At 67.2% G+C, this 20,725-nt stretch carries 19 protein-coding genes and 1 tRNA gene; 10 read left to right on the plus strand and 10 right to left on the minus strand.

Features of this window, described 5'->3' with window-relative positions; translation table 11 throughout:
- The first annotated feature begins 68 nt into the window (after positions 1-68).
- Positions 69-1,181 carry a phosphoserine transaminase gene (serC, locus tag ALI44B_RS05955; RefSeq protein WP_077053712.1) on the plus strand — a complete coding sequence of 371 codons (1,113 nt, stop codon included), beginning with the start codon at positions 69-71 and terminating at the stop codon, positions 1,179-1,181.
- Positions 1,182-1,266: 85 nt separating this feature from the next.
- On the opposite strand, the gene ALI44B_RS05960 is transcribed toward serC, so the two are convergent.
- Both ALI44B_RS05960 and ALI44B_RS05965 read right to left on the minus strand, forming a co-directional pair.
- Positions 1,267-2,298, minus strand: coding sequence for a DUF3027 domain-containing protein (locus tag ALI44B_RS05960; RefSeq protein WP_083709586.1), 1,032 nt, complete (start codon positions 2,296-2,298; stop codon positions 1,267-1,269).
- On the minus strand, positions 2,291-2,674 hold the full coding sequence (locus tag ALI44B_RS05965; RefSeq protein ID WP_077053714.1) for a cold-shock protein: 384 nt from the start codon (positions 2,672-2,674) through the stop codon (positions 2,291-2,293). Before ALI44B_RS05965 ends, ALI44B_RS05960 begins: the two co-directional genes overlap by 8 nt.
- 145 nt (positions 2,675-2,819) lie before the next feature.
- Here ALI44B_RS05965 and ALI44B_RS05970 point away from each other — a divergent pair, with 145 nt between their 5' ends.
- From ALI44B_RS05970 to ALI44B_RS05990, 5 genes are all read left to right on the plus strand, one after another.
- Positions 2,820-3,176 carry a hypothetical protein gene (locus ALI44B_RS05970; protein ID WP_143459010.1) on the plus strand — a complete coding sequence of 119 codons (357 nt, stop codon included), beginning with the start codon at positions 2,820-2,822 and terminating at the stop codon, positions 3,174-3,176.
- Between the two features lie 16 nt (positions 3,177-3,192).
- Positions 3,193-5,124 carry a helicase-associated domain-containing protein gene (locus tag ALI44B_RS05975; RefSeq protein ID WP_077053716.1) on the plus strand — a complete coding sequence of 644 codons (1,932 nt, stop codon included), beginning with the start codon at positions 3,193-3,195 and terminating at the stop codon, positions 5,122-5,124.
- Between the two features lie 57 nt (positions 5,125-5,181).
- Positions 5,182-6,822, plus strand: a complete 1,641-nt coding sequence (locus ALI44B_RS05980) for a DNA repair helicase XPB (RefSeq protein WP_077053717.1) — start codon at positions 5,182-5,184, stop codon at positions 6,820-6,822.
- A 94-nt stretch (positions 6,823-6,916) separates the two neighbouring features.
- Complete coding sequence (locus ALI44B_RS05985) at positions 6,917-7,606, plus strand: response regulator transcription factor (RefSeq protein WP_077053718.1); 690 nt, start codon at positions 6,917-6,919, stop codon at positions 7,604-7,606.
- A 10-nt stretch (positions 7,607-7,616) separates the two neighbouring features.
- On the plus strand, positions 7,617-9,509 hold the full coding sequence (locus ALI44B_RS05990; RefSeq protein WP_077053719.1) for a sensor histidine kinase: 1,893 nt from the start codon (positions 7,617-7,619) through the stop codon (positions 9,507-9,509).
- Between the two features lie 210 nt (positions 9,510-9,719).
- Here the strand turns inward: ALI44B_RS05990 and groL are convergent, their stop codons facing one another.
- The 5 genes from groL to ALI44B_RS06015 all read right to left on the minus strand — a co-directional run bounded on the left by groL (position 9,720) and on the right by ALI44B_RS06015 (position 14,255).
- A complete protein-coding gene (gene groL, locus ALI44B_RS05995; protein ID WP_077053720.1) occupies positions 9,720-11,339 on the minus strand; it encodes a chaperonin GroEL in 1,620 nt (539 codons plus the stop codon).
- Between the two features lie 168 nt (positions 11,340-11,507).
- Entirely contained in the window at positions 11,508-11,711 is a 204-nt protein-coding gene (locus ALI44B_RS06000) for a cold-shock protein (RefSeq protein ID WP_077053721.1), read from the minus strand.
- A gap of 315 nt (positions 11,712-12,026) precedes the next feature.
- A complete protein-coding gene (locus tag ALI44B_RS06005; protein WP_077053722.1) occupies positions 12,027-12,602 on the minus strand; it encodes a LytR C-terminal domain-containing protein in 576 nt (191 codons plus the stop codon).
- Between the two features lie 62 nt (positions 12,603-12,664).
- Positions 12,665-12,952 carry a DUF3263 domain-containing protein gene (locus ALI44B_RS06010; protein ID WP_077053723.1) on the minus strand — a complete coding sequence of 96 codons (288 nt, stop codon included), beginning with the start codon at positions 12,950-12,952 and terminating at the stop codon, positions 12,665-12,667.
- Between the two features lie 85 nt (positions 12,953-13,037).
- Positions 13,038-14,255: a DUF2332 domain-containing protein gene (locus ALI44B_RS06015; RefSeq protein WP_077053724.1), complete on the minus strand. Its 1,218-nt coding sequence runs from the start codon at positions 14,253-14,255 to the stop codon at positions 13,038-13,040.
- 81 nt (positions 14,256-14,336) lie between these two features.
- Here ALI44B_RS06015 and msrB point away from each other — a divergent pair, with 81 nt between their 5' ends.
- Both msrB and ALI44B_RS06025 read left to right on the plus strand, forming a co-directional pair.
- Positions 14,337-14,738 (plus strand): peptide-methionine (R)-S-oxide reductase MsrB, encoded by a 402-nt coding sequence (gene msrB, locus ALI44B_RS06020; RefSeq protein ID WP_077053725.1) that lies wholly within the window; start codon positions 14,337-14,339, stop codon positions 14,736-14,738.
- Complete coding sequence (locus ALI44B_RS06025; RefSeq protein WP_083709588.1) at positions 14,739-15,446, plus strand: nitroreductase family protein; 708 nt, start codon at positions 14,739-14,741, stop codon at positions 15,444-15,446.
- A gap of 62 nt (positions 15,447-15,508) precedes the next feature.
- Here the strand turns inward: ALI44B_RS06025 and ALI44B_RS06030 are convergent, their stop codons facing one another.
- From ALI44B_RS06030 to ALI44B_RS06040, 3 genes are all read right to left on the minus strand, one after another.
- On the minus strand, positions 15,509-16,477 hold the full coding sequence (locus tag ALI44B_RS06030) for a DMT family transporter (protein ID WP_077053726.1): 969 nt from the start codon (positions 16,475-16,477) through the stop codon (positions 15,509-15,511).
- 276 nt (positions 16,478-16,753) lie between these two features.
- Positions 16,754-16,827 (minus strand) — tRNA-Thr (locus ALI44B_RS06035).
- A 78-nt stretch (positions 16,828-16,905) separates the two neighbouring features.
- A complete protein-coding gene (locus ALI44B_RS06040) occupies positions 16,906-17,862 on the minus strand; it encodes a thioredoxin domain-containing protein (RefSeq protein ID WP_077053727.1) in 957 nt (318 codons plus the stop codon).
- Positions 17,863-18,161: 299 nt separating this feature from the next.
- Here ALI44B_RS06040 and ALI44B_RS06045 point away from each other — a divergent pair, with 299 nt between their 5' ends.
- Complete coding sequence (locus ALI44B_RS06045; protein ID WP_077054022.1) at positions 18,162-19,259, plus strand: ABC transporter ATP-binding protein; 1,098 nt, start codon at positions 18,162-18,164, stop codon at positions 19,257-19,259.
- A gap of 67 nt (positions 19,260-19,326) precedes the next feature.
- Positions 19,327-20,628, plus strand: coding sequence for a DUF4032 domain-containing protein (locus ALI44B_RS06050; protein WP_077053728.1), 1,302 nt, complete (start codon positions 19,327-19,329; stop codon positions 20,626-20,628).
- Positions 20,629-20,725: the final 97 nt, after the last annotated feature.

The raw sequence follows: 20,725 nt of genomic DNA on the forward strand, positions 1-20,725 counted from the left end.
TCGACCAGCCTACTGTGACCGGCCGACATAGAACGAAGCGGAACGACCCGCGCCTCTACAATCAACGTATGGCTGACTTGCACATTCCCGCTGACCTTCTGCCCGCCGACGGACGCTTCGGTTGCGGCCCCTCCAAGGTTCGTCCCGAGCAGATCCAGGCGCTCGCCGCCGCCGGAGAATCGCTCCTCGGCACGTCCCACCGCCAGGCCCCCGTCAAGAACCTGGTCGGCAGCGTGCGCGAAGGCCTCTCCTCTCTCTTCCGCCTGCCCGACGGTTATGAAATCGTCCTCGGCAACGGTGGTTCGACAGCGTTTTGGGATGCCGCATCCTTCGGTCTCATCGAACGCCGTGCCGAGAACCTCTCGTTCGGCGAATTCGGTTCCAAATTCGCCAAGGCTGCCGGCGCGCCGTGGCTCGAGGCCCCCGTCGTGAAGACGGCCCCGGGTGGTTCGCGCAGCGAGGTCGAGATCGTCGAGGGTGTCGACGTCTACGCCTGGCCGCACAACGAGACGTCCACGGGCGTCATGGCCCCCGTCACGCGCGTGCACGGCGACGAGGGCGCGCTTACCGTCATCGACGCCACGAGCGCCGCGGGTGGCATCGACATCGACGCCGCCGAAACCGACGTCTACTACTTCGCGCCGCAGAAGAACTTCGCCTCCGACGGCGGCCTGTGGTTCGCCCTCTTCTCCCCCGCCGCCCTCGAGCGCGTCGAGAAGATCGCGGCATCCGACCGCTACATCCCCGAGTTCCTCAGCCTGAAGAACGCCGTCGACAACTCGCGCCTCAACCAGACCCTCAACACGCCCGCCATCGCCACCCTCGTCATGCTCGACAGCCAGCTGCAGTGGATGAATGGCAACGGCGGCCTGTCCTGGGCGTCTGCGCGCACGGCCGAGTCCTCGAACGTGCTCTACGACTGGGCCGAGCGCACCTCTTATACGACGCCGTTCGTCGAGAACCCCGAGCACCGCTCACAGGTCGTCGTCACCATCGACTTCGACGACGCGATCGACGCCGCCCAGGTGGCCAAGGTCCTGCGGGCCAACGGCATTGTCGACACCGAGCCCTACCGCAAGCTGGGCCGCAACCAGCTGCGCGTGGCCACGTTCACGGCCATCGACCCCGATGATGTGCGTCAGCTGGTGCGCAGCATCGAGCACGTGGTCGGCGCCCTCTAGGCTTCCCACGGCACAGAAGAGGGGCGGATGACTTCGGTCACCCGCCCCTCTTTTCGTATCGTCTTCTCAGCCCGACGTCCGCGACCTACTTGCGGCGGGGGCGTCGACGCCACAGGCGGCGGCGACGCGGTTTCTCGTCGCCGGACTCGCCGTCGCCGTCAGCGCCGGACGCGTCGTTCGAGCCGCTCGCGTCGTCGTCTGAATTCGTGTCGTCGTCGTCTTCCGAGTCGTCGTCGTCGTTGTCTTCATCGTCATCATCCGAGTCGTCGGAGTCGTCGCCGTCCGACGCGTCGTCCTCGGACTCGTCATCCGAGTCTTCGTCTTCGTCTTCGTCTTCGTCGTCGTCATCGTCGTCGTCGTCGTCGTCGTCATCCGAGTCATCCTCGGAATCCTCGGCATCGTCGATGTCCACGCCGTCGATCTCATCGTCGTCGTCGTCGAGATCGCTCTCGTCTTCGTCGTCGAATTCCTCGTCGTCGGCGGCAGCGGCGAGTGCAGCCTCGGCCTCGAGCTGAGCGGACCGATAGTCGGCGAGTCGATCCGACCACGGCACCCACTCGGGAGCGATGAGCGCGAGCTCGCCCGGCATCAATTCGACCTCGAGCACCGTGGGCGCCGTCTCTTCGTCGACGCGGGCGATCGTGGCGCTCCAGAACCAACCGGGGTAACCGGCCTGCAGGTTCTCGAACAGGAGCGACATCACGTGTTCGCCCTCGACGATGTGCCCGGCCGGCTCGCCGATCGTCTCGGCGGGCGTCACCTCGGCGAGCGCCGTACGCGCCAGGTCGACGGAGGCCAAAAGAACCTCGTCGGGAACGGCCGGCGCAGCCTCGACGGGCTGAGCATCCGCATCGGCGTCAGCATCCGCGCCAGCGTCAGCATCCGCGCCAGCGTCAGCGTCCGTCGCAGCTTCAGCGTCTGTGTCCGTCGCAGCGTTGGAAGCGTCGGCGTCACCCTTCACGGAAACAGCGTCAGAACCCTCGGCGCCGGCACCGTCAGCCTGCTCGACGGGCTCGCTCACAGCATCCGACACGCCGTCTGCACCGGTGTCGGCCAAACCCGCTCGCTCGTCATGCTCGCCCGAGAAGAATGCGTCGTCGTCGCGCGGCTCAGGCATCGAGTTCATCCGCGACCCGGCGCAGCACCTGGGCGACTTTGTGGCTGTGGGCGCTGTCGGGGTAGCGGCCCTTGCGCAGATTGCCGCCGATGCCGTCGAGCACCTTGACCAGGTCTTCGACGATGATCGCCATGTCGTCGGCCGGTTTGCGCTTCGCCTTGGCGAGGCTGGGCGGGGCGTCGAGAATGCGCACGGAGAGCGCCTGAGCGCCGCGTTTGCCGTCGGCGACGCCGAAATCGAGGCGGGTTCCTGCTTTCACCTGCGTGACACCGGCGGGAAGCGCCGACGCGTGCAGGAACACTTCCTGACCGTCATCGCTCGCGATGAAGCCGAAGCCTTTTTCCTCGTCGTAGAACTTGACCTTGCCGGTTGGCATTGAAACCTCGCTGCTGTTGTTGCACGCCACCCGGGTGTGGCGTGAGACGCATAGACCTGACTTCCGGGCTCGTCAGGACGGTGGGCTCCTGCCCGCCATCCATCAGTTTAACTGTTTGTCACCCGGGAGCCGATATCCTGGTCAGGTGACCGATCAAACATCTTCCGGCGTAACGAGGTTCGAGCGTGTGCTCGCCGTGATGCTGGTCGCAATAGTCTTCCTGTCCATTCTCAGCTTCGTCGCCATCATCGTGGGCACCGCCACGGGCCTCGAGCGGGGCGATTTCCAGAACGGCCTCTGGCCCGTCATCAGCTTCCTGCCGCTCATCGGCCTGCCGATCGCGTTCCTCATGGTCCTCACGCTGCTGATCGTCGGTTTCACCCGTCGCGGCCGCGAGAACCGCGCGTCGGCGACATCCGGCTCGGCTGCAGGCAAACCCGCCGCAGCATCCACCGCACGGCGAACGCCGGGCGGTTCCACGCGTCCCCGGTCGAGCCGATAAGGGCCCGGTCGTCTCCGTGACTGACACTCTCGCGCTTGCAACGTCGCTCCGCGCCTGGCCCGACGAGGCCATCCGCACGCTCCTCACTGCGCGCTCCATCTCCCCCGATGCGCGCATCTCCGATCTGTTCGACCTCGCCGACCTGCTCTTCGACCCCGAGCGCGTGCAGCAGTCCTTGAGCCACCTCGATCGCCGCACCTTGGCCCTCGCATCCGGCGCCCCGGTCGACCCCTCCGACGACACGGATGTCGCACGCCAGCGCCACCTCGTCACCCTCGCCCTCGGCACGGGCACGCCACGCGCGGTCGACCCGCTCGACATCGACCCGGCCACCTACCGCACCTTCGCCGCCGTCGACGCGGTGCTCGCCTCGTGGCCCGAGCGCGGTCTGCCCGACGCCGATGCCCTCACGAGCGAACCGGCGCCCGCCATCGACGGCTTCACCGCCCCGTCGGATCCCGGCGCCACCGCCCCCGCCGAGCAGCACCACGGCGGCCACGCCAGCGTTCCGTCCGGCGCCCGCACCACGCAGACCATCCCGATCACGGCCCCCGAGTCCCTCGCCTCCGAGCGCGCATTCGAGGCCCTGTCGGCCGTCGCCGAGATGATCATCGAGCTCACGCAGATGCCCGCGCGCGAACTCGGCCGCGGCGGCCTCGGCCAGCCCGACACCAAGCGCATGGCCGAGTCGATGCACGTCGAGCCCACGGCCGTCACGACCTACTTCGACCTCGCCCGCCGCGCCGGTTTTGTCACGCTCGAATCGTCCGGCTGGTTGTCCACGCCCGACGGCGAGCGCTGGCTGCGCGGCAGCGTCGTCGACCGCTGGTCCCTGCTCGCGAGCACCTGGCTCGAGTCCGTGCCCGCCGAGGTGCGCGCGGCCCTCGCGCCGCTGGCCCAGAGTTCGTGGGGCCAGGCCCTCACGTCCTACGCCGCCTGGCTCTACCCGGCCGGCAGCGGCTGGATCACGGCCCAGCTCGCTCGCGTCACGGCGCAGGCCGAGGCCCTGGGCATCACCACGACGGGCCACCCCACATCCGCCGGCGTGACGGTGCTCGAACGGGGTGCGGATGCCGCAGCCGCCCTTCTCGCCGACAGCCTGCCGCACCAGGTCGACAACGTCTACATCCAGCACGACCTCAGCATCGTCAGCCCCGGCCCCCTCAACCCCACGGCCGATCTGCGCCTCCGCGGAATCGCCGGCCTCGAAGCCCGCGCGCAGGCCGCGAGCTACCGCCTGAGCGCCGAATCGGTGACGAAGGCGCTGTCCTCCGGTGAGACCGCCGACAGCATCCTCGAGTTCCTGTCCAAGATCTCGCTCACCGGCATCCCGCAGCCCGTCGACTACCTCGTGCGCGAGAGCGCCAAGCGTTTCGGCCGCGTGCGTGTGGGCACCCTGCCCGAGTCCGAGGCCCTCGAATCGCCGAGCGGCGCGCGCACCTATGTGCGATCCGACGACGAACACCTGATCAGCCAGATCTCGGTCGACCACTCGCTCACGGCCGTTGCCCTGCAGCAGTCCGGCCGCAACCGCCTCGTCAGCCGCTTCGCCGACGACGTCGTGTTCTGGGCGCTGGTGGACGCGCGCTACCCGGTGGCTGCCGAAACCATCGACGGCGAAATTCGCACGCCGCGCCGCCGAGCCCTGCGCGCCCGCCCCACACCGCCGCCGCCCGCCGACTACTCGCCACTCATCGCGCGTCTGCGCGAGAACACGGCCGTCGAGGGCGATGCCTCCGACGAGGCGTGGTTGGCGCGCCAGCTCGATGCGGCCATCAAGGCAAAGCAGACGGTGCTCGTGTTGGTCTCGCTCCCGGGTGGGGTCGAACGCGAATTCTTGCTCGAGCCGACAGCCGTCGCGGCGGGTCGCTTGCGCGGTCGCGATCGTGCCGCCGACATCGAGCGCACGCTGCCGATCAAGAACATCACGCGCCTGAATCCCGCCTGATCGGGGCTGGCGGCCCGCGTCATCCGTTCTCAGAAAGCGCGACTAAACTGAGCAGTTATGTCTGACGGACCACTGATCGTCCAAAGCGACCGCACCGTGCTGCTCGAGGTCGCGCACCCTCTCGCCGAGGAAGCGCGGCACGACCTCGCCGTCTTCGCCGAGCTCGAACGTGCACCCGAGCACATCCACACCTACCGCATCACGCGCCTCGGGCTGTGGAACGCGCGAGCCGCCGGCCACGAGGCCGAGGACATGATCGGCACGCTCGAGAAGTACTCGAAATTCGCCATCCCCCAGACCGTCACCATCGATATCGCCGAGACGGTGTCGCGTTACGGCCGCCTCAACATCGAGCGGGATGACGAGGGTGCCCTCATTCTGCGCTCGCTCGACGAGGCCGTCATCGCCGAGGTCGCCAACGCCAAGCGCATCGCGCCCCTCCTCATCGGAAACCCCGCGCCGGGCGTCTTCCTCGTCGAGCCCTGGGCGCGCGGCCAGCTCAAGCAGGAGCTCGTGAAGCTCGGATGGCCGGCCGAAGACCTCGCGGGTTACACCCCGGGCACCCCCCACGTCATCGACCTGAAGGAAGACGGCTGGGCCCTGCGGGACTACCAGAACAAGGCTGTGCAGAACTTCTTCGACGGCGGCTCGGGCGTCGTCGTGCTGCCCTGTGGTGCCGGCAAGACGCTCGTGGGCGCGGGCGCGATGGCCACGGCCAAGACCAACACGCTCATCCTCGTCACCAACACGGTCTCGGCGCGTCAGTGGCGCGACGAGTTGCTCAAGCGCACGACGCTGACGGCCGATGAGATCGGTGAATACTCGGGCGAAGTCAAAGAGGTCAAACCCGTCACGATCGCCACGTACCAGATCCTCACGGCCCGCCGGAAGGGCGAATACACACACCTGGCCCTGCTCGACGCCATGGACTGGGGCCTTGTGGTCTACGACGAGGTGCACCTGCTGCCCGCGCCCGTCTTCAAGCTCACGGCCGAGCTGCAGGCCCGCCGCCGCCTCGGCCTCACGGCCACGCTCGTGCGCGAAGACGGCCGCGAGGGCGACGTGTTCAGTCTCATCGGCCCGAAGCGTTTCGACGCGCCGTGGAAAGAGATCGAGGCGCAGGGCTACATCTCCCCGGCCACCTGTTACGAGGTGCGCATCGACCTACCGCAGTCCGAGCGCCTCACCTACGCCGCCGCAGCCGATGACGAGCGCTACCGTCTCGCCGCCACGGCTCCCGCCAAGTTGGATGTCGTGCGCGAGCTCGTGAAGAAACACAAGGGTGAGCGCATCCTCGTCATCGGCCAGTACCTCGACCAGATCGACGAACTCGCCACCGCGCTCGGAGCCCCGCAGCTCACCGGCTCGACGCCCGTCGACGAGCGCGAGCGACTCTTCCAGGCGTTCCGCGTGGGCGAAGAGCAGGTGCTCGTCGTGTCAAAGGTCGCCAACTTCTCGGTCGACTTGCCCGAGGCCACCGTCGCCATCCAGGTGTCGGGGTCGTTCGGTTCGCGCCAGGAAGAGGCCCAGCGCCTCGGCCGCCTGCTGCGCCCCAAGGAGTCGGGCCTGGCTGCCAACTTCTACACGCTCGTGGCCCGCGACACGGTCGACCAGGACTTCGCGCAGAACCGCCAGCGCTTCCTCGCCGAACAGGGCTACAGCTACACCATTCTCGACGCCGACAGCATTGCGGCCTAGGCCGGCAGGGCGCTCGGATGTCGTCGAGCCGGCGCCCTGCGCACATCCCTAGCGCTCCCAGACAACGTGCAGACAACACGCAGATACTAGGGGCATGACCGGACCACGCATCCTTATCGTCGACGACGAACCCAACATCCGCGACCTCCTCACCACGAGCCTGCGTTTCGCCGGTTTCGCGGTGCGTGCGGTCGGCAACGGCGCTCAGGCCATCTCGGCCGTTCTCGAAGAAGAGCCCGACCTGATCATCCTCGACGTGATGCTGCCCGATATGAACGGCTTCGGCGTCACCAAGCGTCTGCGCTCCTCGGGCTACACGGCCCCCATCCTCTTCCTCACGGCCAAAGACGACACCGAAGACAAGATCACGGGTCTCACGGTCGGCGGCGACGACTACGTCACCAAGCCGTTCAGCCTCGACGAGATCGTCGCCCGCATCAAGGCCATCCTGCGCCGCACCATGCACGCCGACGAAGACGCGGTCATCCGCGCGGGCGAGCTCACCATGGATCAGGACACGCACGAGGTGCTCGTGGGCGAGACGGCCATCGAGCTGAGCCCCACCGAGTTCAAGCTGCTGCGCTACCTCATGCTCAACCCCAACCGCGTTCTCAGCAAAGCCCAGATCCTCGACCACGTGTGGGAGTACGATTTCAACGGTGACGCGGGAATCGTCGAGAGCTACATCTCCTACCTGCGCCGCAAGCTCGACCAGTTCTCGTCAGAACCCCTCATCCAGACCAAGCGTGGCTTCGGCTACATGTTGAAGACCGGTAAGGCCTGATCCGCACCCAATGAACGATTCCCTCTCCGAGTGGTGGAATTCGATTTCGCTGCGCACCAAGATCACCGGTGTCACCGTCATCGTCCTCGCCATGGGGTTGCTGCTCGCGGGGGTCGGCACGGTCGCCATTCTGAAGCCGGCGCTCACCAACCAGGTCAACGCCAAGCTGCAGGCTCAGGCGCAGAACGAATACATCGCGGGGCTCGTCGACAATAACGTGGTGCTCGACGGGTCGAACTCCGACTTCTATGTCGCGTTCTACGACCCGACGGGTGCCTACGTGGGCAACACGTGGCGCAGCAAGCCGTCCAGCACGCTGCCCGTGCCGCCCGCCACGTTCACGCTCGAGCAGGCGGCCGGGCGCGACCTGGTGCCGTTCGAGCTGCACAACGCCAACGGAGCGGTCACCTACTCGGCCGTCGCCGCTCCCATCCGTTGGGATGACGGGCGCAGCACGGGTGTGGCCGTCGTGGCCATGTCGATGCGCGAAACCGACAATGTCGTTGCCACCTACCTCACGATCTTCTTCGGCCTGGGGCTCGGGGTCATCATTCTCGGGGCCGTGCTGACACGTTTGCTCGTGACATCCACGTTCCAGCCGTTGCGGGATGTCGAGAGCACCGCCGCCGCCATCGCCAAGGGTGACTTCAGCCAACGCCTCAGCGTCTCGACCCCCAACACCGAGGTCGGCCGCCTGAACCGTTCACTCAACACCATGTTGAACCGCATCGACCAGGCGTTCTCCGACCGCAGCAAGACCATCAGCCAGATGCGCCGCTTCGTGGGCGACGCCAGCCACGAACTGCGCACGCCCCTCGTCACCGTGCGGGGCTACGCCGAGCTCTACCGCATGGGCGCCCTGCAGACCCCCGACGACGTCGCCCAGGCCATGGAGCGCATCGAAAAGGAAGCCATCCGCATGGGTGGCCTCGTCGAGGACCTGCTCGAGCTCGCGCGCCTCGACGAGACGAAACCTCTCCAGCGCACGGTCGTTGACCTGACCCCCATCGCCCGCGACGCCGCCATGGATGCTTCGGCCGCCTCGCAAGATCGCACGGTCACCGTGGTCGCCGACAACCCGCCCCAGACCGCGCTGCGCGCCACCCCGGCCTCCGCATCGAGCCCTGCTTTGGGTGCCGCTGCGGGCGCACTCGCCTCCGCAGGTTCGGGTGCCGGCACCGACCCCCGTGCCGCCGAGGCCGCGCGCAATGGCGACGGCACGCCTGACGCCCCGGGGTCTCGCAACACCCCCGCCTCAGATGGCCAGGCACCCGCCACCGCACCCCTCGTTCGCCGCTCCCGTGCCGACGGCACCGGACAGGCTGCCGCAACAGGGCCCATCGCTTACGCAGGCGCCACGCTCGCGCGCCTCCGGTCCCGTCGTCCTCGCTCCGGCGCCCCCGGCGTCGGCCGCGACACCGGCGAGCACGACATCATCGACCTGTCCGCCTCCGAGGACCTCGACGGCGTGCGCCCCGAGACCCCCGCGCTCGTCTACGCCGAAGAGAACAAGATCCGCCAGGTGGTCACCAACCTCATCGGCAACGCCCTGCGCTTCACACCGCCCGGAAGCCCGATCGAGATCGGTGTCTCGGCCAACCCCGACGCCGGCACCGCGACCATCGCGGTCATCGACCACGGCGAGGGCGTGCCCCCACAGATCCGCGACAAGATCTTCGAGCGCTTCTGGCGCGCCGACAGCTCCCGCACCCGCGAAACCGGCGGCAGCGGCCTGGGCCTCGCCATCGTGTCCTCGATCATCCGCGCCCACGAGGGCACCGTGACGGTCGACGAGACGCCCGGCGGCGGAGCCACCTTCCGTGTCACCCTGCCGCTCCTCGACGCCCAGCGCGCCGCCGAGCTCGCGCCGCGCGGCGGGGACGCCTCCCCCGTCACCCGCTAGCACGCGGAACGGCCCGGCGCGTTCAAGCCCCTCCCTGCATCCACGCCAAGCCGTGCGACGACGTGCCAACCACGGGCCTGCGAACGGAGCCGCGAATCCGCCTCACCCTGACTTCCGTCGGACTCGACGCTCGGGCAGGCGGATTTGGCGCAGCGGTTAAACGACGAGAGGCGCCCTCCCAAAGGAGGACGCCTCTCGTGTGTGCAGGACTTAGAAGTCCATGCCACCGGTGGGGTCGGCCGGGGCCGGAGCGTTGCGCTCGGGCTTGTCGGCGACGACGGCCTCGGTGGTGAGGAACAGACCGGCGATGGAGGCGGCGTTCAGCAGGGCCGAACGCGTCACCTTCACCGGGTCGTTGATGCCGGCGGCCAGCATGTCGACGTACTCACCGGTCGCGGCGTTGAGGCCGTGTCCGACGGGCAGGTTGCGAACCTTCTCGGCCACGACGCCGGGCTCGAGGCCCGCGTTGAGGGCGATCTGCTTCAGCGGGGCGTCGATGGCAACGCGCACGATGTTGGCACCGGTCGCCTCGTCACCCGTGAGGTTGAGCTTGTCGAAAGCGGTCTTGCCGGCCTGGATCAGGGCGACACCACCACCGGCGACGATGCCCTCTTCGACGGCTGCCTTCGCGTTGCGAACGGCGTCTTCGATGCGGTGCTTGCGCTCCTTGAGCTCGACCTCGGTGGCGGCACCGGCCTTGATGACCGCAACACCGCCGGCGAGCTTCGCCAGGCGCTCCTGCAGCTTCTCGCGGTCGTAGTCGCTGTCGGTGTTCTCGATCTCTTTACGGATCTGAGCAACGCGACCGGCGATCTGCTCGGCGTCGCCGGCACCCTCGACGATGGTGGTCTCATCCTTGGTGATGACGACCTTGCGAGCGCGACCCAGCAGGTCGAGCGTCACGTTCTCGAGCTTGAGGCCGACCTCTTCGCTGATGACCTGACCACCGGTGAGGATGGCGATGTCCTGCAGCTGGGCCTTGCGGCGGTCACCGAAGCCGGGAGCCTTGACGGCGACCGACTTGAAGATGCCACGGATCTTGTTGACGACGAGCGTCGCGAGAGCTTCGCCGTCGACGTCCTCGGCGATGATGAGCAGCTGCTTGCCCGACTGGATGACCTGGTCGACGATCGGCAGAAGGTCTTTGATGTTCGAGATCTTCGAGTTCGCGATCAGGATGTAGGGGTCTTCGAAGACCGCTTCCTGACGGTCGGCGTCGGTCACGAAGTACGCCGACAGGTAGCCCTTGTCGAAGCGCATACCCTCGGTGAGCTCGAGCTCGGTGCCGAACGTGTTCGACTCCTCGACGGTGACGACACCTTCCTTACCGACCTTGTCGATCGCCTCGGCGATGATCGCACCGATCTGCGGGTCGGCGGCGGAGATGGACGCCGTGGCGGCGATCTCTTCCTTGGTCTCGATTTCCTTGGCAGCGGAGATGAGCTCGGCCGAGACGGCGGCGACGGCCTTCTCGATGCCCTTCTTCAGGCTGATGGGGTCTGCGCCGGCGGCGACGTTGCGAAGTCCTTCGCGAACGAGGGCCTGAGCGAGGACGACGGACGTCGTGGTGCCGTCACCGGCAACGTCGTCGGTCTTCTTGGCGACCTCTTTGACCAGCTCGGCGCCGATCTTCTCGTACGGGTCGTCGAGTTCGATCTCCTTGGCGATGGACACGCCGTCGTTGGTGATCGTGGGGGCGCCCCACTTCTTCTCGAGGACAACGTTGCGACCGCGGGGCCCGAGGGTGACTCGGACGGCGTCGGCCAGCGTGTTCAAGCCACGCTCGAGGCCGCGGCGGGCCTCTTCGTCAAAAGCAATGATCTTAGCCATTGTGTTTTTCGTCCCTCCCGGACGTCATGAACGTATTTAGCACTCAGGTTGATCGAGTGCTAACACGATTCTGGCACTCTCCCCCACCGAGTGCAAGCCGCGTGACCGGGAATGAAGAACGCCGCCCGCGGTGTGCGAGCGGCGTTCTCCGTGATCGTTGATGCGGTCTCAGGCGAGGCGCACCGACTCCGCCTGCGGGCCCTTTGCCCCGGTGCCGACCTCGAACACGACGGCCTGGCCCTCTTCGAGGACCTTGTAGCCGGACATGTCGATCGCCGAATAGTGGACGAAGACGTCCTGTCCCTCTCCGTCGACGGTGATGAAGCCGAAACCTTTTTCAGCGTTGAACCATTTCACGGTCCCGTTCGCCATGAGTAACTCCCAGTTGCTGTGTTATTGCCGCACCAACGTTTTGCCTGTGCGGGGTCTACTGCATATGTGAGGATGCAGCCATCGTGCGTATCGAGGCCGATCCGAGTGGAGCGTACTGACGGCAAAATGTGTGACCAATTTCAGATAGTAATGAAATGGACAGCCAGGTCAACGGGTAAATGACCCGATTTCGCGATTGCGTACAACAATTCAATGAGAATTAAACATCGCCGAAATATGCGGGCAGTTTCGGGGGCCGCACCGGCCCGAATACCGACGGGTCGAGGCCACCTCGCCCGGTTGCGTTCGGCGGCGCTAAGGGGCTGTGGTGGTGGGCGTGTAGTCGGCGCCGAGCACGATCGTGATGGTGGTCGCCTCACCCTCGGCTCCGGCATCCGGTGCCTCGGTTTCGGTCAGCAACTGGATGGTCGCGCCACCGAGCGCTTGCGCGAGCCCGCGGGCCACACCCTCCTGCGCGGCATCCCGGTAGTACACGATCGTCGTCTCGACGTCGGTCGAGGTGGAGTTGCTCGGCGTGATGCTCTGCTCCCAGCCTGCGGCGTTGAGCTGCGAGATGGCCGTCGCGGCGAGACCCGCGGTCTTCGTGCCGTTGAGCACCACGATCTCGGCGTTCGGATCGATGGTGGGCGCGGCGGTCGGAACTTCGCTCGCGGGCGCCGTTCCCGTGGCGGCGGGCGTATCGGTGAACTGCACACGGTCGCTCAGCACGTTGATGGCCACGGCCCCGATGGCGACGAGCAGAAGTGTGACGACCGCGGCGACCACGAACCCGATCCAGCCGCGACGCTTCGCGGGCGCACGGTGCGCCCCCACGCGTTTGAGGTCGCGCGGCGCTTCGTCGAACCGGTCTTTCGGGTAGCTCTGTCCCATGGCTTAGTCGTTGGTCCTCTGGGTCGGGTCAGGGGCGTCGCACCGGGCGACATCCGCTCGTCTCATAGGCTGCGCCGGGCACGCGCGTCGCGGCGGGCGAGGCGTCGGTCGTGCAGGCGGCGGAGTCGGTTGACGAGCAACGGATCGTAGGCGACCGCCAGGGGAGATTCCAGCAGTGCGCCCAGCAATTGATAGTAGCGGGCGGGGCTCAGCGAGAAGGTGTTGCGAATGGCCTCGTCTTTCACGGACTGTTCGCGCCACGTGCGATTCTCGAAGTCGAGGATGGCTGCCGAGAGTTCGTCGAGTCGGTCACCGGTCGTTCGAGCGTCGTTTTGAGCTTGTGTCGACATCAGGCGGGCCTCCTCACGAGCGCCATACTATCCAGCGCCGCCTGGACGCCCGCTCACCGCCCCCGGCGTTTGTCGAACCCGTCGCTCACACGAACCGCAGCCACTGCCCGTGCGGTCCGGCTACCGCCACGGGTTCGCCGTCGAGCGCAACGATGAAACGGCCCGGTTCGGATGCCGCAGCCTCCGTCCCCTCGATCACCGCCAGTCGTTCGGCCACGGCCGGCAGCACACGCTCCCCCTCGTTCGAGATCCACCGCACGCCCAGCCGGCGAACCTCGCGGGCGAACTCCTCGCGCCGCGCCGGGGACAGGTAAGCCAGCACGCCCGCGGTGACGACGACCGGGGTCGTGCCGGCGGGCGCCCGGGCGACCAGCGCAGCGAGATCATCCACGGCGTCTCCGGCGACCAGGAGCGGCGGGTTTCGGCGCACGATCTCGAGCGCCGCCTCGATCCGCGAGCGCCGTTCGGTTTCTTCGGGCCACAGGAGCGTCAGAAACCAGCGGATGTCCTCGGCATCCCGCACATCGATGGGCGCGAGATCGATCCCGGCACGCCACGCGATGCGCGGCATCCGACTCGGCAGCGCACACCTCACGCGAACCGCCTGAGCCGAGTCCTGCGCAGCATCACGACCTGCACGGGCCCCCAGCTCGGAGACGTCCTGCGTGTGCTCGTCCCTTTCGGCCGGGCCAAGCGCCGCCTCGTTCACGCCCGCCGACTCGGTGACCGCCGTCTCCAGCACGACCGAGCTGGGCCCCTCTTGCGGGTCGAGACGCCAGACACCGTCATCCGGGTCGAACTCCTGAGCGCTTGGGTCCGCGTCGAGGCTCGGGATGGCGCCCGCGCGCGTGAAGCGGAAACTGTAGCGGTCGGGGTAGAGACACAGCCCGGCCGACGCCCCCACCTCGATCAGCGCGAGCGGCCCCTCGGCGGCGTCGATCTGCGCCAAGAGCGCCAGGATGCTCGCGGTGCGCCCGGGTTCATTCGTCTGCGTGGATCGCATGCGCATCTCGCCTGACACCCTCGACCAGTTCGACAGGACGAACTCGCGGAAGGCCGCGTAGGACGTGGCTCCGACGTCAGCGTCCACAGGCGACGCCGCCCGCATCCCGTCGGCGGCCCCGCACCAGCGCGCGCACGCGAACAGCAGGTTCGGCTGGCGCTTCTCGGGCGGCAGCTCGCCCAGCAACGCGAGCACCTCGTCGTCGGCCGCGACTCCCTCCGCCCAGGCGACGTAAAGGGGCGACCGACCGGCCGCCTCCTGCCGCGCGAAACGCTCGTACCAGGCGCGTGTTCGATCCATCCCGGCATCATGTCATGCGGGAACAATATTCAGCTCCTGCCGGTTTAATAGGGTGATCTGTCTATGACCGCAGGAGGCACCATGACTTACGAAGTAAACAAGAGCGACGCCGAGTGGCGCGAGAACCTTCCCGCCGACCAGTACGCCGTCCTCCGCGAAGCGGCCACCGAACGCCCGTGGACGGGTGAGCTCCTCGACGAGGCCCGCTCGGGTCTCTACACCTGTGCGGCGTGCGGCAACGAGCTCTTCAAGAGCGGAACGAAGTTCGACTCCGGCTGCGGATGGCCCTCGTTCTACGAGTCGGTCGACCCCGAGGCCGTTCAACTCATCGAGGACAAGAGCCTCGGAATGGTCCGCACCGAGGTGCGCTGCGCCAAGTGCGGTTCGCACCTCGGCCACGTGTTCGACGACGGTTTCGGCACCCCCACGGGCGACCGCTACTGCATGAACTCCCTCGCCCTCGGCTTCACCCCGAGCGAATAAGTGACCGACCTCGTCGAGATCGTCGCGGGTCGGCGCTCCTGGTCCAAAGTGACCTCGGATGCTCCCACCCACGACGAACTCCTCCCCCTGGTGCAGGCTGCCGGGCGTGTGGCCGACCACTCCTCGCTCCGCCCCTGGCGCCTGATCGAGCTGCGCGGCGACGCCCGGCTCGAGCTGGCCCGGGCGCTCGGCAAGGCCGAGGGGTCGAGCAAACCGTCCAGCAAACCGCTGAAGGCTCCACTCATCCTCGCCATCGTCGCGAACGTGAAGAAGAGCAAGGTTCACCCCTGGGAGCAAGAGGCCACGGCCTCGGGCGTCGCCCACATGATGAGCCTGCTTCTGCACGACGCCGGCTGGGGCGTGTTCTGGCGCACGAGCCACTACACGCGCGCCAAGTCGGTGCGCAAGATGCACAAGTTGGACAAGAACGAAGAGCTGCTCGGATGGCTGTACGTCGGCGGTCTCCCGGCTAACGCCCGGCCCGGCCGCCGCAAGCTCATCGACCCCGAGCAGTTCCTGCAGCCGCTGCATCCCCACGCTCTGGCGGGTGTGACGGCCAGCTCGGATGCCGACAGCGAGGACGAGTTCCACCCGGCTCCGGTTGCGGCGACGGGCGAGAAGCCGAAGAAGGCCAAGAAAGACAAGAAGAGCAAGAAGAGCAAGAAAGACACGACGGGCAAGAACGTCAAGAAGGCCGTGGCGCTCTAGCCCACCGTCCTCAGCTCGCACAAAGAGGGGCGCTCCATCACGGAGCGCCCCTCTTTGCGCTGCTAGCGGGTGCGGCGCTTCCAGCGTGCGCTCGCGATGACGACCGCGCAGAGCGCGAGCGCCGTCGAGCCGAAGGTCGCGAAGCCGAGGTGCGTGGCATCGCTCGGGAAGATCACGTCGATGGCGATCGCGGCGAGCAGCTGCCCGGCCACCGAGGCGAGCCCCAACACGAGCACACCGGTGTGCTGGACGAGCCAGGCGAGGGTTCCGATGAAGACGCAGCCGATCGCGCCGCCGGTGTAAAGCCACCACTCGGTGGGCAGCGACGTGGGCCAGCCGACGAACGACGAGTGGATGAGCATGGCGACGACGAGTGCCGCTGTGCCGACGACGAAGTTGCCGAACGTGGCCGCGAGCGTGCTCTGCGCCGCAACCTTGACGCGGCCGTTGACGGCCTGCTGCCAGCTGAGGCCCAGACCGGCGATGAGCGGAAGGATGAGCACCCAGACGGGCACGGGGCCGCCGAGCTGACCCGACACCGACCAGCCGACCGCGATCAGGGCGAGGATGGCTCCCGCGGCGCGCGGCACCGTGATACGCACGACCCCCGTCGGTCCGAAACCGGCGCGGTCGAGCAGGAGCCCGCTGACCGTCTGCCCGGCGATGACGGCGACGCTGAAGAGAGCGACACCTACGAGCGCGGCCGTGAGGCCCTGTGAGAGCACGAGCAAGGCGCCCGCGAGTCCGCCGAGCACGGTCCACCAGGGCATCGTGCCACTGCGCAGCATGCCCCAGACACGCGCGACACCGGTGCGACCCGATCGCATGATCAGCAGACAGATCAGCAAGATGACGAGACCGCTGCCGAACGAGATCGACGCCGCCACGAATCCGTCGCCCGCTCGCGCCGACAGCTCGCCGTTGATGCGGGCCTGGGCCGCGATACCGCCACCGACGACAACGGCGATGAGGATGGCCAGCCCGGCCGGTAAAGGCTTCTTGGCGGCCGGAGCTTCACCGACGGCGGTCACAGCTGCGGGACCTGTGGCGGAAGTCGCGGCGGAGTCCGAGGCGGACCTGTCAGCGTTCCCTGCGGCGGCGGAATTGATGTCTGTCATTCGTATCTGTCCCTTGCATCTCGTTCGTGCCGAGCGCGAGCGCACCGGCATCCGAGGACAACCGCGCACCCCTCCGAATAATGCCCGCGGCCCTGCACATGCCGGGCCCCGCACAAGCCAGACCCCACACATGCAAAGACCCGCCGGTCACGTGGACCGGCGGGTGCCTGCATTCTGTTGCTACATCTGAGCTGCCTGTCAGATTCGAACTGACGACCTGCTGTTTACAAGACAGCTGCGCTACCAGACTGCGCCAAGGCAGCAGCTTTGAAGCATCCCAACCTTATCGGATGGGGGCCGACCAGACCACTCGGTCGCCCGGGCGGTCTGGTCGAAAGGCCTTATGGAGCGGGAGTCGGCGCGGGCGTTTCGCTCGGGGCCGGCGTCTCGGTCGGAGCGGCCGTCTCGCCCGAGGTGGGCGTGGGGCTCGACGTGGAGTAGGTCTCGGATGCCGTCGACAGCACGAACGCCTGGAACTCCTTGGCATCGGTGATCGACCCCGTGTACTGCTTGTCGTTCACCAGGATGGTGGGCGTGGCCTGCAGCTTCTCGAGGGACGAGTTGGGGATGGGCTCGCCCAGCGCGCGATCGGTGGCGTTCTGCACCCACGACTTGTAGGTGAAGTCGTCGATGCACGAGTTGATCTTCTTGGCCTCTGACGTGCCCGTGTCGGCGACGAGCTTCTTGATCTGGTCGTTCGTCAGACCGGCCGTGCCCTCTTCGGGCTGGTTGGCGAAGAGCGCGTTGTTCAGCGCAGGCCAGTCGTTGGGCGAGTAGTTCGCGACGCAGGCGGCCGCGTTGGCGCTGCGGAGCGAGTACTGCGTGCCCGCCGATTTGCTCGTCAGGAAAGCGATGGGGTGGTATTCGACGGTGACGGTGCCCGACTCGGCCCAGCTCGTGAGCTGCTCGGCATTGGTCTCTTCGAATTGGCCGCAGAAGGGGCACAGGTAGTCGAGATAGATGCGGATGTTGGGCACGTTCGGGTCGGTCTTCGTGGCCTGCGGCTCGGCGCCGGCGGCCAGCGCATCGGACGGGACGACCTTCATTTCCTGGCCGAACACGATGCCGTCGCTCGCCATGTTGGCGGGGCCGGGGGATGCCGGACGGATCGCCGTTGCGATGATGACGGCCACACCCGCGACGATGGCGAGAACGACGACGACCAGGCCGCCCTGCAGGAGGACGCGGTTGCGGCGGTCCTTCTTGCGCTGGGCTTCGCGCTGAAGCTTGGCCTTCTCGCGCGCCGCTTCGCGACGCTCGTTCTTGGAGGGACGGTGCCCGGGACCACCGATGCTCATGGATCCTCGCTCTATCGTGTTGGGGAAGTCGTGACGGCTCACGGGAAGAGCCAAACCTCACCGAGGCTACCTCTCTCATCTGGGAATCGTCCAAACGACGGCTGAATGAAAGAGCTGTATGGCCCGGCACGGGATGCCCCCCGAACGTGGCATAATGAGCGCACCGGTGTCGCGCTTCGGCGTGCGCCGCGACAACACAACGATGTGTTCACCCGGACGGTTCCGACTGCACGGGTGTGACCATCGACATCCATCACAACGGATCGTCCGGCACGTACCTGCCGGTGAAGGAGAAAATAATGGCGTCAGTAACGTATGACAACGCAACCCGTCTGTACCCCGGTGGCACGCGCCCCGCGGTCGACAAGCTGAACCTCGAGGTCGCCGATGGCGAATTCCTCGTTCTGGTCGGCCCCTCCGGTTGCGGAAAGTCGACGTCTCTTCGCATGCTCGCCGGCCTCGAAGAGGTCAACTCGGGCAGCATCCGCATCGGCGACCGCGATGTCACCGATGTTCCCCCGAAAGACCGTGACATCGCCATGGTCTTCCAGAACTACGCGCTCTACCCGCACATGACGGTCGCCGAGAACATGGGCTTCGCGCTCAAGATCGCCGGCGTCGGCAAGGACGAGCGCGCCACCCGCGTGCTCGAGGCGGCCAAGCTCCTCGACCTCGAGGAATACCTCAACCGCAAGCCCAAGGCCCTCTCGGGTGGTCAGCGTCAGCGTGTTGCCATGGGTCGCGCCATCGTGCGTCAGCCCCAGGTGTTCCTCATGGACGAGCCGCTGTCCAACCTCGACGCCAAGCTCCGCGTCCAGACGCGCACCCAGATCGCGTCGCTCCAGCGTCGCCTCGGTGTCACCACGGTCTACGTCACGCACGACCAGACCGAGGCCCTCACCATGGGTGACCGCATCGCCGTGCTGAAGGACGGCCTGCTGCAGCAGGTCGGAACGCCGCGCGACCTGTACGAGAAGCCTGAGAACGTGTTCGTCGCCGGCTTCATCGGCTCCCCCGCCATGAACCTGATCCAGGCCGACCTGGCCGAGGGCGGCATCGTCTTCGGTTCCTCCGTCGTCCCGGTCGACCGCGAGATCCTCTCGGCCACCTCGGCCAAGGAGGTCACCGTGGGCGTGCGCCCCGAAGACATCCAGGTCTCGACCGAGCCGGGCGTGGGCCTGCAGGTCACGGTCGACCTCGTCGAAGAACTCGGCGCCGACGGCTACCTCTACGGTCACGCCGACATCAACGGCAAGCGCACCGACCTCGTCGCCCGCGTCGACGGTCGCCTGCACCCCTCCGCCGGTGACACGGTCGGCCTCGTTCCGACGCCGAACCACCTGCACACGTTCGACATCGAGTCGGGCGAGCGCCTCAACAAGGCCGTCGTAGCCTAACGACGATCAGACGCCGGCCGGGTCCGCACACCGTGCGACACCCGGCCGGCGCTATCGTTTAACGATCATGAGCGGTTCACTGAACATCACGGCGGCCACCGTCGACCCTGCCCTGCTAGACCTGCCCTGGAACCTGCCGCTCGACACCTGGCCGTCCGAGAACATCGCGTCGCTGCCCAAGGGCATCTCGCGCCACCTCGTGCGCTTCGCCAACCTGTCGGGCTACGTCATCGCGGTCAAAGAGACGACGAGCGAGATGGCCCGCGGCGAATACGACATGCTGCGCACGTTGCAGCGGCTCGACATCCCGTGCGTCGACCCCGTCGCGGTGATCACCAACCGCACGACCGACGACGGCGACCCCCTGCCCTCCGTGCTCGTCACGCGGCACCTCAAGTTCTCGCTGCCCTATCGCGCGCTGTTCTCGCAACAGCTGCGGCCCGATACCGCGACGCGTCTCGTCGACGCCCTGGCCGTGCTGCTCGTTCGCCTTCACGTGATCGGCTTCTTCTGGGGCGACGTCTCGCTCTCGAACACGCTCTTCCGCCGCGACGCCGGCGCCTTCGCCGCCTACCTGGTGGATGCCGAGACGGGCAAGCTCTTCGACGGTGGGCTCTCCAACGGTCAGCGCGAGAACGATCTCGAGGTCGCGCGCGTCAACATCGCGGGCGAGCTCATGGACCTCGAGGCCGGCGGCCGCGTCGACGACGAGCTCGACCCGATCACGGTGTCGAACGGCATCGTCGCCGCCTACCGCTCGCTGTGGAAAGAGCTCACGGGCAGCGAGCAGTTCGAGAGCTCCGAGCGCTGGCGCATCAACGAGCGCGTCGCGCGTCTCAACGAACTGGGCTTCGACATCGAGGAGCTCGCCATCAAGGCCAGCGCCGAGGGCACCCAGATCCGCATTCAGCCGAAAGTCGTCGACGCGGGTCACCACCAGCGGCGGCTGCTGCGGCTCACGGGTCTCGACACGCAGGAGAATCAGGCAAGGCGCCTGCTCAACGACCTCGACTCCTACATGGCCACCATGCCCAACCCGAACATCGACGAAGAAATGGCCGCGCACGAGTGGCTGATCCGCGTGTTCGAGCCCGTGGTCAAATCCATCCCGCGTGATCTGCGCGGCAAGCTCGAGCCGGCCGAGGTGTTCCACCAGCTGCTCGAGCACCGGTGGTATCTGTCCGAACAGCAGGGGCGCGACATCCCGCTCGCCGAGGCGCTCACGTCCTACATCACCAACGTGCTGCGGCACCGGCGCGACGAGGCCACCGTCATCGAGCCGCCAACGGGCACCATCACGCTCCCGGTGGATGTCGTGAGCGACGACGCCTCGTCGGAGGACGACGTCGACTGGCGCGAACTGGTCTAAGCCAACTGCTCCGAGCTGACTGCTCCGAGCTGACTGCTCCGAGCTGACTGCTCTGAGCTAACTGGGCTGAACGAACTGGGGCTCAGCTAACTCGACC

The organism is Leifsonia sp. ALI-44-B, assembly GCF_001984125.1.
GTDB lineage: Bacteria > Actinomycetota > Actinomycetes > Actinomycetales > Microbacteriaceae > Okibacterium.

Coding starts and splice junctions, on each gene's coding strand:
- serC (WP_077053712.1), top strand. CDS start 69: ATGGCTGACTTGCACATTCCCGCTGACCTTCTGCCCGCCGACGGACGC.
- ALI44B_RS05960 (WP_083709586.1), bottom strand. CDS start 2,298: ATGCCTGAGCCGCGCGACGACGACGCATTCTTCTCGGGCGAGCATGAC.
- ALI44B_RS05965 (WP_077053714.1), bottom strand. CDS start 2,674: ATGCCAACCGGCAAGGTCAAGTTCTACGACGAGGAAAAAGGCTTCGGC.
- ALI44B_RS05980 (WP_077053717.1), top strand. CDS start 5,182: ATGTCTGACGGACCACTGATCGTCCAAAGCGACCGCACCGTGCTGCTC.
- ALI44B_RS05985 (WP_077053718.1), top strand. CDS start 6,917: ATGACCGGACCACGCATCCTTATCGTCGACGACGAACCCAACATCCGC.
- ALI44B_RS05990 (WP_077053719.1), top strand. CDS start 7,617: ATGAACGATTCCCTCTCCGAGTGGTGGAATTCGATTTCGCTGCGCACC.
- groL (WP_077053720.1), bottom strand. CDS start 11,339: ATGGCTAAGATCATTGCTTTTGACGAAGAGGCCCGCCGCGGCCTCGAG.
- ALI44B_RS06000 (WP_077053721.1), bottom strand. CDS start 11,711: ATGGCGAACGGGACCGTGAAATGGTTCAACGCTGAAAAAGGTTTCGGC.
- ALI44B_RS06005 (WP_077053722.1), bottom strand. CDS start 12,602: ATGGGACAGAGCTACCCGAAAGACCGGTTCGACGAAGCGCCGCGCGAC.
- ALI44B_RS06010 (WP_077053723.1), bottom strand. CDS start 12,952: ATGTCGACACAAGCTCAAAACGACGCTCGAACGACCGGTGACCGACTC.
- ALI44B_RS06015 (WP_077053724.1), bottom strand. CDS start 14,255: ATGGATCGAACACGCGCCTGGTACGAGCGTTTCGCGCGGCAGGAGGCG.
- msrB (WP_077053725.1), top strand. CDS start 14,337: ATGACTTACGAAGTAAACAAGAGCGACGCCGAGTGGCGCGAGAACCTT.
- ALI44B_RS06040 (WP_077053727.1), bottom strand. CDS start 17,862: ATGAGCATCGGTGGTCCCGGGCACCGTCCCTCCAAGAACGAGCGTCGC.
- ALI44B_RS06045 (WP_077054022.1), top strand. CDS start 18,162: ATGGCGTCAGTAACGTATGACAACGCAACCCGTCTGTACCCCGGTGGC.
- ALI44B_RS06050 (WP_077053728.1), top strand. CDS start 19,327: ATGAGCGGTTCACTGAACATCACGGCGGCCACCGTCGACCCTGCCCTG.